At 41.4% G+C, this 17,922-nt stretch carries 10 protein-coding genes and 3 pseudogenes; 8 read left to right on the top strand and 5 right to left on the bottom strand.

The genetic code is table 11. The features are described 5' to 3' along the window. Positions 1-159 precede the first annotated feature (159 nt). Positions 160-2,211, bottom strand: a complete 2,052-nt coding sequence (locus IPI59_03515; protein ID MBK7526624.1) for a redoxin domain-containing protein — start codon at positions 2,209-2,211, stop codon at positions 160-162. 529 nt (positions 2,212-2,740) lie between these two features. Between IPI59_03515 and IPI59_03510 the strand changes: the two genes are divergently transcribed. Then, positions 2,741-4,177: a nicotinate phosphoribosyltransferase gene (locus IPI59_03510; GenBank protein ID MBK7526623.1), complete on the top strand. Its 1,437-nt coding sequence runs from the start codon at positions 2,741-2,743 to the stop codon at positions 4,175-4,177. Between the two features lie 470 nt (positions 4,178-4,647). Here IPI59_03510 and IPI59_03505 read toward each other — a convergent pair. Further along, a pseudogene (locus IPI59_03505) lies at positions 4,648-5,030 on the bottom strand (transposase). A 309-nt stretch (positions 5,031-5,339) separates the two neighbouring features. On the opposite strand from IPI59_03505, the pseudogene IPI59_03500 reads away from it, so the two are divergent. The 4 genes and pseudogenes from IPI59_03500 to ribD all read left to right on the top strand — a co-directional run bounded on the left by IPI59_03500 (position 5,340) and on the right by ribD (position 10,958). Then, positions 5,340-5,417, top strand: a pseudogene (locus tag IPI59_03500) (DUF2497 domain-containing protein). A 230-nt stretch (positions 5,418-5,647) separates the two neighbouring features. Next, positions 5,648-7,702, top strand: coding sequence for a choice-of-anchor B family protein (locus IPI59_03495; protein ID MBK7526622.1), 2,055 nt, complete (start codon positions 5,648-5,650; stop codon positions 7,700-7,702). Between the two features lie 266 nt (positions 7,703-7,968). Next, positions 7,969-9,881: pseudogene (locus IPI59_03490) on the top strand (S9 family peptidase). A 39-nt stretch (positions 9,882-9,920) separates the two neighbouring features. Beyond that, the gene (ribD, locus tag IPI59_03485) at positions 9,921-10,958 is read left to right on the top strand and encodes a bifunctional diaminohydroxyphosphoribosylaminopyrimidine deaminase/5-amino-6-(5-phosphoribosylamino)uracil reductase RibD (GenBank protein ID MBK7526621.1); all 1,038 of its coding nucleotides are present in this window, start codon (positions 9,921-9,923) and stop codon (positions 10,956-10,958) included. A gap of 19 nt (positions 10,959-10,977) precedes the next feature. Here ribD and IPI59_03480 read toward each other — a convergent pair whose 3' ends face one another. Then, entirely contained in the window at positions 10,978-12,288 is a 1,311-nt protein-coding gene (locus IPI59_03480; GenBank protein ID MBK7526620.1) for a (Fe-S)-binding protein, read from the bottom strand. A gap of 119 nt (positions 12,289-12,407) precedes the next feature. Beyond that, positions 12,408-13,016, bottom strand: a complete 609-nt coding sequence (locus IPI59_03475) for a hypothetical protein (protein ID MBK7526619.1) — start codon at positions 13,014-13,016, stop codon at positions 12,408-12,410. Between the two features lie 185 nt (positions 13,017-13,201). Between IPI59_03475 and IPI59_03470 the strand changes: the two genes are divergently transcribed. The 3 genes from IPI59_03470 to IPI59_03460 all read left to right on the top strand — a co-directional run bounded on the left by IPI59_03470 (position 13,202) and on the right by IPI59_03460 (position 17,490). Next, positions 13,202-13,939 (top strand): RluA family pseudouridine synthase, encoded by a 738-nt coding sequence (locus IPI59_03470; GenBank protein ID MBK7526618.1) that lies wholly within the window; start codon positions 13,202-13,204, stop codon positions 13,937-13,939. Between the two features lie 107 nt (positions 13,940-14,046). Further along, positions 14,047-16,731: a M1 family metallopeptidase gene (locus tag IPI59_03465; protein MBK7526617.1), complete on the top strand. Its 2,685-nt coding sequence runs from the start codon at positions 14,047-14,049 to the stop codon at positions 16,729-16,731. A 54-nt stretch (positions 16,732-16,785) separates the two neighbouring features. Next, complete coding sequence (locus IPI59_03460; GenBank protein ID MBK7526616.1) at positions 16,786-17,490, top strand: NAD-dependent deacylase; 705 nt, start codon at positions 16,786-16,788, stop codon at positions 17,488-17,490. A gap of 32 nt (positions 17,491-17,522) precedes the next feature. On the opposite strand, the gene IPI59_03455 is transcribed toward IPI59_03460, so the two are convergent. Continuing rightward, positions 17,523-17,888 (bottom strand): DUF3307 domain-containing protein, encoded by a 366-nt coding sequence (locus tag IPI59_03455; GenBank protein MBK7526615.1) that lies wholly within the window; start codon positions 17,886-17,888, stop codon positions 17,523-17,525. Positions 17,889-17,922: the final 34 nt, after the last annotated feature.

Here is a 17,922-nt window from a genome sequence, read left to right as displayed (position 1 = left end):
TAGGTAGAAAAGCCATAACTGAAGCCAAAACTCATCCGGAGAAATTAAATTCACTCATTAGGGGCTCTTGGGGCTTTTATTTAAAAGTCAAATCCGCACAACAAATTATTTTTAACAATATTCATTGTGCGGATTTTATATGTCATATACTATTTAAGTTTATTTTTTACTGCGTTTCTTTTTTTTGCGTTTGTCTTTTGCCTTAAGTCTATCTGATTTTGTATTTTCCAAAATATTACTATTGCTGCGCATATATTCTTCCATTTGTTTATCGCTAATTTCGCCATAACCAATAGTATTAATATTGTTGGGCTTAGTATCGCTGGCAGCGGGTGTTACAGCAGGTGGCGCGGTAGTGGGTGCGGTAGCAGCAACCTCTTGTAGTTTTGTGCCTAAAGTATTGCCCTTTGTGGCTGTGTTGGTGGCTGTGCTGGCAGTTGTGTTATTTGTATTTGCGGTAGTATTTGTTGTTGTTGCCACAGGCTGTGTAGCTGTGGTAGTATTGGTGTTAGGAGCTGGATAACTTGGAATACCGCTTTGTTGGGCAGAACTTGTGGTGGTAGTGGTTGTTGTGGTAGCTGGGGTTGTGGTTGTGGTTGTTGGGGCTGTAGAAATAGGACTTGTTGTAGTAACAGGGGCACTGTTTGTGTTAACTGAAGTAGTAGTATTAACAAAGCCATCGCGTTTTGGAGGGGTATAATTTACGCCAATGGGGTCTGACTCCTGATCTTCGTCTGTATTGTCATTAAATATTGTTGGAGCAGTATCTCGCAAGCTTGGAGGTATAACAATATTGGCACTTGTTGGTTGCGTTGTAACACCCGGCTGTACGCCTATTTGGCTGCTGCCCGTAGGTGACGAAGGCAAGGTAACATAAGTGCTGGGTTTAGTTGTTACTGGTTGGCTTGGATTTGAAAAGGCTTCATCCGGCGGGAAGGACATAATATCCGGATTAAATGTTGGTGGGGGCGATTGTGGGGGCGGTAATAATCCAACGCTCGAAGGTATATTTATTTTGTCAACCTCAATTCTGTCATTACCATTGTTATTATTGTTTGTATTAACATTCATGGTAGTTGGCTTAATATCAGCCTTGTTATTAGTATTTGGCGCAACTTCAGGTGCCACATTAGGGGTGGCTTCTGGTTTGGTTACTGGTGTTACAGTTACGGCTGCACTGTTAGCAGGGGCCGGAACAGCTCCTTTATAAGCACCATTTTCAAAATACACTAAAAATGCATCTTTAAATCCGGATTTCTTTACCTCATCTAAGGCTATCCGGGCATTTTGTTGTTCGGTGAACTCTCCGAGAAAAACTCTGTGTGCCTGATTATTTGGTGTGGGCATGGTTGTAACTGCTCCAATTTTACTTAAAGATGTATAATTGCTGGTTTTCACAGTTTTAACTGCCGCCAATTGAATTTTGTAAGTGGTTTTATTAGCACTTGCGGGGGCAGCGGTAGGTGCTGCCGAGGGGCTTGCTGTTGGTTTACTTGTAATCTCGATAAATTGCGAGCTTGTTGCTTCAGTAGGGTTAAACGAAACGGGGGTGTTTTCAATTGGGCTTACCGTTTGTGTACCCGGAATGGTTGATAGCGCAGCTGGGGTAGTTGCAGGTTGGGTAGTTGCCATGGGTTGCCCTATATTTTGGCCACTAAAAGCATTTAGCAAGGCATTATCAATTTCGGCAAAGGTTGCATTTACTTTGTAATAATTTCCATTGGGGTCAACTAAAGTAATAGCATTTAAGCCCGGCCTGCCTAAAAGCGCATAAGCACTATTTTTAGAAGATGGCACTATTTCAAAACCATGATGCGAGCCTGGTGCATTGTTAGTAGCCAGGGTTTGTATCCAATCTTTATTTTTATCGCTTTGAAGGGCAATAGTAAACAGCCTTAAGTTTCCACTACTGCTGTGTTTGCGGTATAAGTCAAAAATACTTACCAACATAGTAGTGGGTTCAAAAGGGCGCCAAAAGTATATAATTACATAATTGCCCCGCAAGGCCGACAGTTTTAGCAAGTCGCCATTCATACCTTCAACGGTAATTTCGGGGGCTTGTTGCCCAGGTATGGGTGTGCCGTCTGTAGTACCAACAGTTAAAGAGGCTGGTTCTTCATTGATTTTAGGTAATGCCTGAGCAGCGGGGAGGCTAAAAAGCGTAATTGCCACCAGCAACACTGCGAACGTCATTAAAATACGAATGCTCATAATAATATATATATTGTTTTATTTTTAATTTATGAAGCCTTAAACAGGCAAAGCACAATTGCTTAAAAAAATATTTATACTGCAACAAATTAAGTAATATAAGTAATAAATGTTAAAAACAAGCTAACAAGCTAAAACTGTTAATAAGCAGATTCATTTATTATTTTCTATAATAAATAAATAAATTAGTGCGCGTAACAATAGCAAATTTACTGCAAATTTACCATATATAGCGCAAACCGGGTCTAATTCTAAAAGCAATTGCAATTATTTAGACTAAAAATAACCTAAATTTTTTAATTAGCTTCAAATATTTATAAAACTTGACTACTTGATTAAACTAATTTGAAAATATAAAAGGTTCCAACTTCTGTTAGTAATTTAAGGAATTATTTTTTTTGTAGTGCTTATCAATACAATTAATTCAGGAACTATTTGCACGTAATTTTAATTTTATGCAGTGATATCTAATGTTGCAATTTTACCTTAATTAGAATTGGCAGGTTGTAGCCAAATAACCAATACAAGTATGCTGTCTTCAATTTACCAAACCCCGCTTGCCCTACTTACCGACCTTTACCAACTAACCATGTCGTATGGTTATTTTAAAGCCAACCAGCATCAAAAACAGGCGGTATTTCATTTATTTTTTAGAAAAAACCCCTTCAAAGGGTCGTTTACCGTAGCTGCCGGATTGGATTATGCCATTGACTATATACAAAATTTACAGTTTGCCCCCTCTGATTTAGCTTATTTAGAAACCTTGCGCGGCAACAATAACCAACCCCTTTTTGACGCCGATTTTTTGCATTTTTTATCTGACTACCGGTTTAAAGGCAATATTATGGGTGTTGCCGAGGGTACTGTTGTTTTCCCGCATCAACCTTTGTTGCGCATAGAAGCCGATTTACTTAGTTGCCAACTGTTAGAAACTCCACTGCTTAACTTGCTCAATTTTCAGAGTCTTATTGCTACCAAAGCGGCTCGGGTTGCCTTCGCCGCACAAAGCAACTCGGTATTAGAGTTTGGCCTTCGCCGGGCACAAGGCGTTGATGGCGCATTAGCCGCCAGCCGGGCTGCTTTTATTGGCGGATGCGACGCAACTTCTAACGTTTTGGCCGGAAAATTATTCGGCATCCCCGTTCGCGGAACACACGCCCATAGTTGGGTAATGAGTTTTGATACCGAACTCGAAGCCTTTGAACAATATGCCGCCGCCATGCCCAATAATTGTGTTTTTTTAGTCGATACCTATAATACCCTCGAGGGTGTGCAAAAGGCCATCAAAGTAGGGCTGCAGTTAAAAGAAAGGGGCTTCGAAATGATTGGCATTAGGCTCGACAGTGGCGATTTGGCTTCGCTTAGTATAGCCGCCCGCGCCGCCTTAGATGCCGCCGGCCTAACCAATGCCCTAATTGTAGCCAGCAACGACCTTGACGAATACGAAATAGCCCGCCTAAAAGCCAACGGCGCCCCCATTGCCATTTGGGGGGTTGGCACGCGCTTAGTTACCGCCTACGACCAACCCGCCTTGGGTGGTGTCTATAAATTAGGGGCAATACAAAATGCCAAAACAGGTAACTGGGATTATAAAATTAAACTTTCAGAAGACCCTATTAAAACCTCGAACCCCGGAAAAATTGGCGTGGTAAGGGCTTTTGATGCGATGGGGCAACCTTTAGGCGATTTGCTTTACAACGAACTAATGGGTAAAGCACAATTACAAGGCATATCATACCAAAACGAGCCAATTAATTTAACAACCACCACACACCATACCCAACAATTATTGCAGTCAATTTTTAACAACGGGCATTGTTGTTATGCTCGCCCCGCACTTACCGAAATAAAACAATACGCCCAACAACAAATTGAACTTTTTGCAAATGTGCCCACGCCCTATCCCACCGGCTTAGATGCGCAGCTTTATGCCTTAAAACAAGCCTTAATTAAAGAAAAACAATAACCCCAAAGCTATAAACAGTAACCTCAACCGTTAAAAATTGCAAATTAAACATTTTTAATCGAAAGTCTGTAACAATACCACCTACTTTTACATATAAATACGACAGGCAAACCATCATCCGGATAAATATAAAGTTTGAGACCCAGCCCGCCAACTAACTGCTTGTTTTAACTGACGGTTATTGATTTTTCTCTCCGGAAAATATAAAATCCGGATAAAAATTAGACGCTACCTTTTTAGAGCCTGTCTAAATTTTATTTTCTAATTCTATTAAGCATCAATTTTATCATGGCAAGTTGACATTGCTCGTTTCGGTTTGGAACTCAAAGTCTTTACTCAATCTTCGATAGCTTTCGAGCCATGCAAAGTTCTTTCAACAATCCATCTTTTGGCAATACTTGAATTTCGAGGCTGTATTCGATCTACTTACAACCTCAACCACCCACCCAAACGTTTTGCGGTATTTTCAATTAACTCGCCTCTATCCCGCCATCAGCTACTATCTTTACCAATCTGCAAACCTGCCTGAGGTCAGCTATAACCATTGGGGCTGATTTACTGTCATGCTCATTTGCCGCATGAACCACAACCGCTAAAAGTAGTCCCATTGTATCTACAATAATATGCCGCTTTCTGCCTTTAACTTTTTTACCCCGTCAATCCCTCTGCCACCCCCGACGCTTGTTGTCTTTACGCTCTGGCTATCAATTATACCAACACTTGGCGATGAAGCCCTGCCTGCTGCTTTGGCTTATCCCTGAGTTTATGGATGAGTTCTATCGTCCCATCCTTCTTCCACTTGGTAAAATAGTAGTAAAACAAGCTTCCATGGCGGAAAATGGAACGGCAGCATGCGCCATCCCGCTTTAAGCAAATAGAACAGCGTTTCTCTTTTTTTCTTTTCGCTAATGCCATTGTATGCCTTTGACTATCGGTGGAACTTTTTGGTTGATTTTCATAAAGCTCAATTATTATTTAAACGTCAAACTGATAGCTTTTTATTCACATCTCTTTTAATAACTTTTTTCCTATCAATTTGGCATGCAATTTTTAATTTTTAGACAGTCTCTTAATCTTATAAAAACAAATATTAAAAAAAAATAATTTTCCCCCCCCCTCCCCTTTTCCTAAAAAAACCCCCCTTTTTTTTCCCCCCCTCTCCCCCCCCCCCCACCCCCCCCCACCCCCCCCCCCACCCCCCCCCTCCCCCTTTAAGCCCCCCCCCCCCCCCCCCCCGCCGAAGGGGGTGGGGGGGGGGGGGGGGGGCCCCCCAAAAAAAAAGGGTGTCCCCTTGGGGGTTAGGCGGGGGGAACCTCAATTGTAGATGTTAGCCAACCCAGCGCACCCGTTCAAATAGCCCATGTTGATGGTGTTTACTCGTTTTGGCGCGAAATAAAAACCTTTAAAAATTATGCTTATGTAGTTGACGACCAAGCCGGCGAGGGTTTACTAATTATAGACCTAAGTAAATTGCCCGAAATTAGCTACAAATACATTAAAAATATTGATGGTGCCAATATTACCAAATCGCATACCATTTTTATAGACGAAAAAGGCATTTGTTATTTATTTGGCTCATCCTTTGACGTAGGCGGCTGCATTATGCTCGACTTAAATGCCGACCCCGAAAACCCCACTCTGATAGGTATGCACCAGCACCGCTACATACACGATGGCTACGTGCGCAACGACACCCTTTGGGCAGCACAAATAAACGATGGCTATATTGAAGTTGTGGACATAAAAGACAAACTAAACCCAAAAATTTTAGCCGAATGGCATACCCCTCATAATTTTAGCCACAATTGCTGGCTTAGCCCCGACAGCAAAACACTATTCACCACAGACGAGGTGGACGGCGCATGGATTACCAGCTACGATGTAAGCAACCTTAGCGATGTAAAAGAACTCGACCGCATACACCGCGCCGACGGCAGCCAATCAATACCGCACAACGTATTTGTAAAAGGCAATTTTCTTGTAACCTCGCATTACAGCGAAGGTGTAGTGGTGCATGATGCCAGCGACCCAAAAAATTTAATTGAAGTTGCCCATTATGATACCTCACCCACCGAAGGTGGCGGCTTTAAAGGCGCCTGGGGCGTTTACCCTTATTTGCCTTCAGGAAATATATTGGTTGCCGACATGGAAACGGGTTTATATATTGTAAAACCTGACTTAAAATTAGGTGCTGCTTTAAGTGGAAACGTCAAAGCAAAATTTTTAGGTACTAATGTGGCAGGCGCAACTATTGAATTGCTAACAACACCCGGCACTGCAACTACTAATTTTAATGGCAATTTTGCAACCGGCGCCGCCAATAGCGGCAATTACGCAGCCGTATTTAAAAAATTTGGCTACGAAACGCTAACCGTAAACGATATTGCCCTTGAAAATGGCAAAACAACCACTTTAAACGTTGAAATCTTGCCCCTCACTCCTTTTACCCTAAATGGCAAAATAATTGACCAATTTAATCAACCAGTGCCAAACGCCATTGTAAACATCAGCAACGATTTGGCCAATTTTGAAATAAAAACTAACGATAAAGGTGAGTTTAAAGTACCCGAATTTTACCAGGGCATCTATAATTTTGAATATGGCGCATGGGGCTATACATCAGGCGAAAACTTAGCATATACTGTTGCCCTTTTTAATCCGGAAATTGTATTTACCATTGAAAACGGTGTTTATCGCGACTATTTTAATATTGATTATGGCTGGAAACCATCCGGAACTAGTCTTTTAGATGGTGGTTGGGTGCGCGAAATACCCGTAGGTAGTGATTTTGGGCTTGGCCTTATGAACCCCGACAGCGATGTTGCCAACGACAAAGGCAATAAATGCTATATGACCGGCAATAACAAGTTAGAAAACTTTGTAGTAGGTGGTTTTGAAAACTTAACCTCGCCCGAATTTGATATTACTCAATACAAAAAACCTTACCTTAGTTGCTATATTTGGTTTGTAAATTTAGAATTAAACAATAATCCCGGCGGCAATTTAGCTTTGCTAATAAACAATGGCAGCAAAACCGATACCTTAGTTAATTTATTGCCAACCGATTTATTATCGAGTGTTGAAGGTTGGAAACAGTTTAGCTTTGATTTAACAAAACTTGATATTCCTATTACGCCAACCATGAAGTTTAGCCTAAGTGCGTATTGCCCCACTTCAAACGAAGAATTGGTAGAAGCTGGTTTAGACTGGTTTGAGGTTGGCGACTCGCTAAATATTATATCCGGATACGACCGCATAGCCATTGAAGAGTTGATATTAGCCCGCATAAGCCCAAATCCAGCCAATCAAACGGCAATTTTACAAATTAGCGATGCTATGCTAACCCCGCAACAGCCTGCTTACTTGCAAATTTTTAACAGCGAAGGTCGTTTGGTTTTACGTCAGTTAGTAACCAGCCAACAGCAAACTATTAACACCCAAAATTTGCCTCAAGGCATATACTTATATAAAATTACAAATAAAAAAGGCCTTACCGCCGAAGGCAAACTTCAAATACTTCATTAATACACCCCTGTTGACTGCCAATATTTGAAAGGCAACAGCAAAAATATTTAAAATCCGGATGGGCAATTTACCGACAGTAAATCCATCCGGATATTTTTTATTTTATTTTTTACTCTAACATTGTTTAAAAACCGAATAAACGGGCTGCGGATTAGTTTTTCTTAAAATTTAGCTTTAATTATAGCTACCTTTGTGCTAAATTTAGCAAAACACATAGTAATGCTATTTGCTATAAAACGCAATATATTAAGCAAAACGCAAAACCGATGAACCAACAACTATCTTATAGAACCGAGTTAGATAATTTATCTATCGAAGGAATTCCCGAAATACCCACTGCCCTTAGTGAGCGCCTAAATCAATACCAAAATGTGCGTTCGGCTTTTTTTTCCGGATGGTTGCAGCACACCGAAGGCATGTTAATTTTAACTCGTTTTGCCGATACGTTTCAGCTTCATACCGTTAACCACCCCGGAGGAGATAGGCAACAAATTTCTTTTTTTAAAGAACCCATTAGCGGCGCAACCATTTGCCCTAATCCAAACTATAACGGTTTTATTTTTGTAAAAGATATTGGCGGAAATGAGCGCAGCCAACTGTATTGGTACGACTGGAACACCAGCAAACACCAACTTATTACAGACGGCGAGTCGGTTAATGGCCGAATAGTTTGGAATAATGCCGGAAACCAATTTGTTTATGCCAGTACCCGTCGAAACAAACGCGATTTTGACCTCTATTTAACCCATTTAGACCAGCTAAACCAAGCAACCATTTTGCTTGAAGTAGAAGGCTCGTGGCTACCTTTAGATTTTTCGCCGGATGACCGCTACCTGCTATTGGTCAAATACGAAGCCATTACCAACTCAAAACTTTTTTTATACGACACCTTAAGTAAAAACCTTCAGCCACTGTTTCCGCAATACCAGCACGCCGCTTTTCACAGCGCTACGTGGCTGCCCGACGGCGAAAATATTTTAGTAATTACCGACTGCAACAGTGAGTTTTTACAACTATGCCACTTTAACCTAAAAACCCAAGTCTTAACGCTTGTTACCAAAGATATAAACTGGGATGTGCAATACCTTACCCGGCACAACAACCGGCAAGAAATGGCATTTGTAACCAACGAAGACGGCATAAGCAAGGCCTATTTGTTAAACCCAAACACCTTACAATACACCCCTGTCGAAAACCTGCCCATCGGCATAATTGTCAATATGCGTTTTCATCCAATTGAGCATAAGTTGGCCATATCTTTAGGAACCAGTGCCAACCCAACAGATGTTTATGAGTACAACCTCGACACCAAACACTTATTGCGCTGGACGTTTAGCGAAGTAGGTGGCCTTAACACGAAGCAATTTAACCAACCCAAATTAATACATTACGACACTTTTGATGAAACAAAATCCGGAAGCGGTATAAAACGTCAGATTCCGGCGTTTTGCTACTATCCGGATGCTAAAGCACCACACAAAACCCCATTACCCGTTGTAATTATTATTCATGGCGGCCCCGAATCGCAGCATCACCCAAGTTTTTCAACTTTTATTAATTACTTAACGCATGAATTAGGTATAGTAGTTATTGCACCTAATATACGTGGCTCGTCGGGGTATGGCAAATCGTATTTAACCCTCGATAACGGCTACCTTCGCGAAGACTCGGTGCGCGATATTGGCGCCTTGCTCGACTGGATTGAAACCCAGCCCGAATTAGATGTAAACCGCGTAGCTGTTTATGGCGGCTCGTATGGTGGCTACATGGTATTAGCCAGTTTATGCCATTATAGCAGCCGTTTGCGCTGTGGTATTGATGTGGTAGGTATCTCAAACTTTGTTACCTTTTTAACTAATACCGCCGATTACCGCAAAGACCTGCGCCGTGTAGAATACGGAGACGAACGCGACCCTCAAATGCGAGCTTTTTTAGAAAAAATTTCGCCCCTAAACAACGCCCACCAAATACACAAACCGCTGTTTGTGATACAGGGCGCAAACGACCCTCGCGTGCCCGCCTCTGAAGCCGAACAAATTGTTGAAAAAGTACGCAGCCAAGGCAACGAAGTTTGGTATTTATTAGCCCGCGACGAAGGACACGGTTTCCAAAAAAAGAAAATAGCGATTATATGACAACCGCCATTATGTTGTTTTTTGAAAAACATCTGCTTAACTAAATAAGTTGAAACTAATATACTCGCTTTGCTTTTTTGTTTGTGGAAACCTACCTAAACCGATGCCTGTTATTAGCCCAACGTGGGCAAGGCTATGTAGCCCCCAACCCCATGGTGGGAGCTGTTTTAACACATAACAACCAAATTATTGCCGAGGGCTGGCACAAAAATTATAACCACGCCCACGCCGAAGTAAACGCCTTTAATAATGTATTGCCCAAATATAAGCACTTAATTAAAGAAAGTACCCTTTACGTTAATCTTGAGCCCTGCGCACATTACGGCAAAACGCCACCTTGTGCCGAATTAATTGTAAACATGGGGGTTAAGCGAGTGGTGGTTGGCTGCCAAGACTCATTTAAAGATGTTAATGGCAAAGGAATTGCCTTGCTTCAACAACATGATATTGAAGTGATAACGGGTGTTTGTGAAGCCGAAAGTCGCTGGTTAAACCGACGTTTTTTTACGTTTAACGAACAAAACCGCCCTTACATCATATTAAAATGGGCACAAACTGCTAATGGTTATTACGCACCCACTAATAAAAACAGGCAACAAATTAGCAATTTTTTAACTCAATTAATAACACACCAATGGCGCACGCAGGAGCAGGCAATTTTGGTGGGGGCAACAACCGTTTTGGCCGATAATCCCAAACTTACCGCACGGCTTTGGACGGGCAAAAATCCTTTGCGAATGGTGTTAAATCCATCGGGTAGTTTGGCGGCTTACCCACAATTACACTTGTTAAGCGATGGGCAGCCTACTGTTATATTTACCTTATACCCTGAAAAATTTGCAGCTTTTAAACAAGTTCAAGTGGTGCAAGGGGGATTTGAGGCTATTGTTCCTTATTGCAGGCAACAAAAAATTATATCGGTTTTTGTAGAGGGCGGGGCAAGTTTGCAGCAAGCATTTTTAGCCCATTCGTTGGTTGATGAAATTAGGGTTTTTACTGCTAACTCGTTGTCTTGGGCATCCGGAATACAAGCTCCTCACATTCCCTCCAATTTTGAATTAAAATTGCAAGTTACGTTGGGCGATAATACCCAAAGTCAATACAATATTGTTTATCAATAAAACATCTTACTTTATTTAATCAGCCTGCTAATTCATCTGCCCATTTAGTGCGCTGGTCGGCGGGCATTTTCCATACTGCGCCGCTGGTTTCGGTATTGGTGAACATTAAGTTCCATTCTTCGGGCGAGTTCGATTCTTCTAAAATAAGGTAACGGCGCAATTCGGTAATAATATTTAAGGGGTTAATGCCTACGGGGCACTCTTCGACGCAGGCGTTACAAGTGGTGCAAGCCCTAACTTCTTCGGGGGTTATGTAGTCGTGTAACAAACTTTTGCCGTCGGGTTGGTAGTTTGCGCCTTGTTGCCGGCGTTGTTGGCTAATATGTTCTAAGCGGTCGCGTGTTGCCATCATTATTTTGCGCGGCGACAATAATTTACCCGTTGTATTAGCAGGGCAGGCGGCGGTGCACCGGCCACACTCGGTACAACTAAAGGCATCTAATAAACTTTTTTGGGTTAAGTCGCTTACATCTTTTGCGCCAAAGCCTTGCGCAGTAGGGGCAGGTTCATTGGCAGCAAGCTGTGGGTTGAGCATTAATTTAATTTCGTGGGTTATATGCGGCATATTGCGCATTTGGCCTTTATATGTTCCGGCATCAATTGGGCCATACCAAGCGTTGGGAAATGCCAAAAATATATGCAAATGTTTTGAAAACGGCAAATAGCACAAAAATCCAAAAACGGCAATTACGTGCCCCCACCAGCCAAGCCGCTCTAAAAAATGTAGGGTAGCCGGGCTTAATCCTTCAAAAAGTGGCATTAATTGTTTACTTACCCAAAAGCCATACTCGGCGTTATGCAACACCATGTCGGCGGTGTTCATGGTAAAAATGCCTACAATTAGCAGCATTTCAAGGCTTAGAATAATATTTGCATCGCGGAATGGAAATCCTTTTAAATCCGGATGATTAAAGCGAGGCAGTTTAATAATATTTCGGCGAGTCAAAAAAACAATAGTTGCCACAAAAGCCAAGGCCGACAAAACCTCAATAAAACTAATAACAAAGGTATAAAAACTGCCCAAAGGTATTATATTCCAAAAAAAGCGATGAATACCTGTAAATCCGTCAATAAATATTTCAATTAACTCAATTTGAGTAATAATAAATGCCACATAAATAAATAAGTGAAAAACCGCAGGCAATAAATTCCGGAACATTTTTTTTTGCCCCAATGCCATTAGCAGCATATTTTTCATCCGGATATTTTTATGGTCGCTTAAATCTTCGGGTTTCCCCAATTTAATACTTTGGTAAATAGCTATAAACCGTTTACCGGCTATGTAAAAAGCGGCAATAACTAATAAGGTGAATATTATTTGTTGAATCATAATTAATATTAATTAAATTTATTAACTAATAAAATTTATTACAAAATTGAGGTGTCTTTTTTTGTTTGTTTGTTTGTTTGGCGCGTTAAGGTAGGTTTTTTTGTTGGAAAGAACAAAATTTATAGGGCTTTTAATAAAATGCGGCAGGTTTTGGCGGCAGCATCGGGTAAATTACTCCATTGCGCCAAAGGCATTGCGCAGCAAAGTTTAAAAAATCCATTGTTTTTTGCTGTTTTTAAAAAAGCATCGGGTGCTGTTTGCTCTATGGCTTGGTAATAATTTCGGTTCAGCAGGTGTTGCCACTGGTTATTTGTAGTATTTACATGCAGCCCCATTTGTTGTAATTGTTGCCAATTTTGCACGATGCTGGGTGCGTACTGCTGTGCGTATTGCCCGCTTACATGCAAGGTAAAAACAAACGAATTGCCCCATAAAAGCATGGTTCGGAAAACAAAAATATGCTGCCGGTTAAACAAACGAGGCAAATCGAGCACCACATAAGGCAGCCCTTCGTAATGCTCGCCGCGCGATATTTTACCTTTTCGAAAATCGCAACCATCCGGAAATAAAAAAGTTGCCGGATAGCCTGTTTCTTGCAATTGAGCCGCTACCTGACCCATAAGCAAAACCGCTTTTTGCAGCACTAATTGTTTGGTTAATAAAAATTCGGTGTCGCGTAAAATAGCCTGCTCGTAGGGCAATAAATCAAAATTGTTGGGTAATGGCATAGATAGCAAGGGAGTTTATTTGGCAGGCCCAAAAAATTAGGTGTTTAACAGATAAAAAGATAGATAGCGCCGCAAAAATAAAGGTTTATAGTTATAAATTAGTAGGCAGCTGGTTTTTTAAATATCCGGATACGAAAACAGAAACCGTAACTTTGCCGGCAGCAAGTTATTTTAGCCTTAATCTAATGTCAAAAACCATTCAGCCCGAAATTATTTTTGCCGACGAGCATTTGCTCCTTGTAAACAAGCCAGCTAATATGTTGTCGTTGCCCGACAGGTATAACGCCAGTTTGCCCAATATGCGCGACTGGCTTCAGGCGCTATATGGCAAAATATATGTAGTGCACCGTTTAGACCGCGAAACATCGGGTATTATGTGTTTTGCCCGTACTACCGAAGCGCACCTACATTTGTCGAGGCAGTTTAACCAGCGCAGCGTCGAAAAAAATTATTTAGTATTAGTTGACGGGCAGTTTGCCGAACCTGAGGGCGTAATTGATTTGCCTATTGGCGAAAATATGGCCAAACGAGGCACTATGCGCATTGACATGCAAGAAGGAAAGCCCTCGCTGACATTGTGGCGCGTTGAAGAAAGTTTTGCCCAATTTACCTTAGTGCAGTGCAATATAAAAACAGGCCGGATGCACCAAATTAGAGTGCACATGCTGGCAATAGGTCACCCGCCCGCTGTTGACCCTATTTATGGCAAACGAGATGCGTTTTACCTGTCGCAAATTAAACGCAAATATAAAGTAGGTAAGTTTCAAGAAACAGAGCAACCCCTCATGCAGCGCGTAACCTTACACGCTTTTAATTTGCTGTTGCAGCACCCCCAAACCCTCGAAGAAATGAATTTTGATGCGCCACTGCCAAAAGATTTTGCCGCTTTATTGCGGCAATTAAGGCTTCACAATGCCCAATAATTTGACTTAGTACTATTTTTGCTTTGAAGGTAATAAGCATCTTTGGTAAGTCAAGGCATGTGGCAAAAACACCTTATCTTTGTTGTAAACTTATTAAATTTTTATCCATGTTTTTTACGAATACGCGCCTTAACCAAGTATTGTTGTTAAGTTTTTTATATTTATTTTCTTTAATTAGCTGTACTGCCATACAAACAACCCGTAAACCGGCCAGTACTGCCCTTAAACCCTTCGGGTTTGATACTGTTGATGTTGCCCTGCCCGAAATTGAGGTGTGGCCAACCGATGCCTATATAAACGAAGGTACAGCCCAAGCCGGGCACGATAGCACCAATACGGCGCCTTACCAACCCGAAGCCAATAGATTGTTCGATTTGCAACACATAAAAATAGAAGCCGAGCCACAGCTACCTACCCGCAGTTTAGCCGGAAAAGCGACAATTACACTATCTCCTTGGTTTTATCCGCAAGACTCGTTAGTTTTAGATGCTAAATGGTTTGAAATTGCCAAAGTTGAATTAGTTCAGTCATCCGGAAAAAATTTACCCCTCGCTTACACCTATCCTAACAAATTAGCCCTGCATATTAAACTAAACAAAACCTATAAACGCAACGAACCAATAACCGTTTATATCGAATACAAAGCTTTTCCGGAAAAATTAGCCGAAGAAACTGCTTATTATAATTACGACAACCAGGGTTTGTATTTTATAAATCCCGATGGCAAAACACCCACACTTCCAACACAAATATGGACGCAAGGCGAAACCGAGTCATCGTCTGCTTGGTTTCCGACCATTGACAAACCCAACCAACGCTGCACCCAAGAACTGTTGCTAACCGTAGCCGACAAATATACTACTATATCGAACGGCAAAAAAATAAGCAGCACCCCCAACCCAAACGGCACCCGCACCGACTATTGGAAACAAGACCTTCCGCACGCCCCTTATTTGTTTGCCTTTGCTGTGGGCGAGTTTTCTGAAACTAAAGACCAATGGCGCAATATACCTGTAAACTATTACGTCGAAAAACCGTACGGGCCTTACGCAAAAGACATTTTTGGGGCTACTCCAAAAATGATTGAATTTTACTCGAATTTATTAAACTACCCTTACCCATGGGATAAATACCATCAGGTTGTAGTTCGTAATTTTGTAGCAGGGGCAATGGAGAATACCGGATGTGTGCTATTTTACGATGCCATGCTTAAATCTGACCGCGAACTATTAGACGAAAACAGCGAAGACATTATTGCCCACGAACTATTCCATCATTGGTTTGGCGATTTGGTTACTTGCGAGTCGTGGGCTAACCTACCCCTTAACGAAGCCTTTGCCACTTACGGCGAATATTTATGGTTCGAGCACGCCTATGGCCGAGATGAAGCCGACTACCGCCGGATGTTAGATCTTACTGCTTATTTAATAGACAACAGCACGGAATCAAAGCATTTAATTCGGTATTACCACAAAGACCGCGAAGAAATGTTCGATGCCCACTCGTACCAAAAAGGAGGTTGTGTTTTACACATGCTCCGGAAGTATTTAGGCGATACCGCCTTTTTCTCTGGCCTCAATACCTACCTAAAAGAAAACGCCTACCAATCTGTTGAAATTCATAATTTGCGCTTGGCATTCGAAAAAGTAACAGGGCAAGATTTGAATTGGTTTTTTGACCAATGGTTTTTAGGCAAGGGGCATCCGGAAATTAGCCTCACTAATCGTTACGACGAAGCAAATAATCAAACTATACTAACAGTTAGTCAAACGCAATCCGGAAAACCTTTTATTTTTCCTGTTTATATAGACGTTTATACTGCACCTAACAAAATTAAGCGCGACAGTGTTTGGATTACCCAACGCCAAAGCGAGTTTGCTTATAATGGAAAACCTTTATTAATTAATTTCGATGCCGAGAACGCCTTGCTATGCACCTTAAACGAAGAAAAAACACCCGAACAATGGGCTTTTCAGTGGAAAAATGCCCCGCTTTTTGCCGACCGCTTCCAAGCATTATTAGAGATAATTAATTTACAATATACACAACCTGAGCTAATTTCTTATATTGAAGAAGCCTTAAACGACCCGCACTGGGCAATCCGGATAGCGGCAATAGATGCGCTGACACTTACCGACAATTTGAATCCGGAGATAGAAAACGAAGGAAAAAATAATAATTATATCCAAGCGCGCTTAGATAAAATTGCCCAAATAGCTGCCAACGACCCCACACCCAATGTTAGAGCAGCTGCCTTAAATAAATTAATGGATACCGAACGGGCAGCCTCGTATGAAAGCCTTTTTGAAAAAGCTAGTACAAGCCGCTCGAACACTGTTTCGCAAACAGGGTTACGCTATTTAGCTTTGGTCAATGCCGCCAAAGCCTGCCAAGTAGCCAGCCAATTAGAAACCGATACAACCGAAGCCAATAGTACTTTAATTGCCGAAATTTATGCCGAACACGCTAAGCCCGAAAAAGAAACTTATTTTGTTAATTTGCTTGGTCGTACTTATTTATCAACAACTTGGTTTAATAATTATATTGATTTTATAATTCGCAATAATATTAACCCCCTAACCAATGCCCTGCCGTTATTGCAAAAAATAGGAACACAAAACAGTAGCCCGTGGATGCGTTATGCTGCCGGGCAAAGTTTACAAAGTCTTTATAGCCATTTTAGCCAAAATACTGCTTCCGCTGAATGGGCTAATGCCTTAAAAAAGGCGCTGAATAGCGTTGTTGCCAACGAAACCGACCCCGATATTAAAGAAGCCTACAAACAGATGTAAAAACATTAGGCTTGTATTTTACAAGCTCTAAGCAGTATTTTTAAAATAAACAGCATGAAAAACGATAAAGATAAAATTGTTGTTTTAACAGGCGCGGGTATTAGCGCCGAAAGTGGTTTGGCTACTTTCCGCGACTCGGACGGATTATGGAACAACTATGATATTGAAGATGTAGCAACTATTGAGGCTTTTAACCGAAATCCAAAATTAGTACTTGATTTTTACAATTGGCGCCGCGCCGAGGCTGCCAAAGCGCAACCTAACGCTGCGCATATTGCCTTGGCTAATTTGGCTAAACATTTTAACGTAAATATTATTACCCAAAACGTTGATGATTTGCACGAGCGCGCCGGCTCGGCAAACGTATTGCATTTACACGGCAAATTGCGAGAGGTGCGCAGCACAGCAAACCCCAATTTAGTGTACGATATTGATGCCGAACCTATTTTTATAGGCAGCTTATGCCAACAAGGGGCACAACTTAGGCCAAATATTGTTTGGTTTGGCGAGGATGTTCCTAAAATTGCCGAAGCAATTGTGTTGGTGGAGGCCGCTACTAAAATTTTGGTAGTTGGCTCGTCGTTACAAGTTTACCCTGCCGCCGGATTATTGCATTATGCCCCTAAAAATGCCCCTATTTTTTTAGTTGATCCCAAATATGTTGACTTGCCTTATAATTTACAAAAGCGTGTAACCGTTATAAATGCACCTGCAACGATAGGTGTAACCCAATTAGTTGAAGAATGGATATCCGGATAAATTAAAGCAAGCGCAAAAAAATAAAGTTTAATTTATGTTGTCAACCAAGCATAGGTGCCCATTAAGCAAGCATAATGCACCACTTGGTCGAAGCCGATGGCAACAAAAAACCAATGTCTTTGCCCACGTTGCCACAAAATACTGGTAAGCCTCGAGGTATTAAAGTCGGTAAGCCAATGCAAGCAGGCATTTATGCCCAACCACTTGGCTGCCAATAACCAATTTTGTGCCTCAAAAACCACCATGTAAACAGTAAAAAGAGCCATTCCGGCAGTATAGGCTAATACGTGCATAGTTAGCCAGTAATTGCTTTTACTTTTGTTAAGAGCCATCTTATCTGTTTGCAGTAAAAAATCGGCTACAAAATGGGCAAGTATAATTATAAAGGCCGTTAACATTATTAAAATGTATATTTATTTTAAGGCAGAAAAC

The organism is Sphingobacteriales bacterium, assembly GCA_016706405.1.
Classification (GTDB): domain Bacteria; phylum Bacteroidota; class Bacteroidia; order Chitinophagales; family UBA2359; genus BJ6.
Note: the sequence above shows the minus strand (reverse complement) of the source record. Positions and strands in the feature narration are given on the sequence as shown.

Coding starts and splice junctions, on each gene's coding strand:
- IPI59_03515 (MBK7526624.1), bottom strand. CDS start 2,211: ATGAGCATTCGTATTTTAATGACGTTCGCAGTGTTGCTGGTGGCAATT.
- IPI59_03510 (MBK7526623.1), top strand. CDS start 2,741: ATGCTGTCTTCAATTTACCAAACCCCGCTTGCCCTACTTACCGACCTT.
- IPI59_03480 (MBK7526620.1), bottom strand. CDS start 12,288: ATGATTCAACAAATAATATTCACCTTATTAGTTATTGCCGCTTTTTAC.
- IPI59_03475 (MBK7526619.1), bottom strand. CDS start 13,016: ATGCCATTACCCAACAATTTTGATTTATTGCCCTACGAGCAGGCTATT.
- IPI59_03470 (MBK7526618.1), top strand. CDS start 13,202: ATGTCAAAAACCATTCAGCCCGAAATTATTTTTGCCGACGAGCATTTG.
- IPI59_03465 (MBK7526617.1), top strand. CDS start 14,047: ATGTTTTTTACGAATACGCGCCTTAACCAAGTATTGTTGTTAAGTTTT.
- IPI59_03460 (MBK7526616.1), top strand. CDS start 16,786: ATGAAAAACGATAAAGATAAAATTGTTGTTTTAACAGGCGCGGGTATT.
- IPI59_03455 (MBK7526615.1), bottom strand. CDS start 17,888: ATGTTAACGGCCTTTATAATTATACTTGCCCATTTTGTAGCCGATTTT.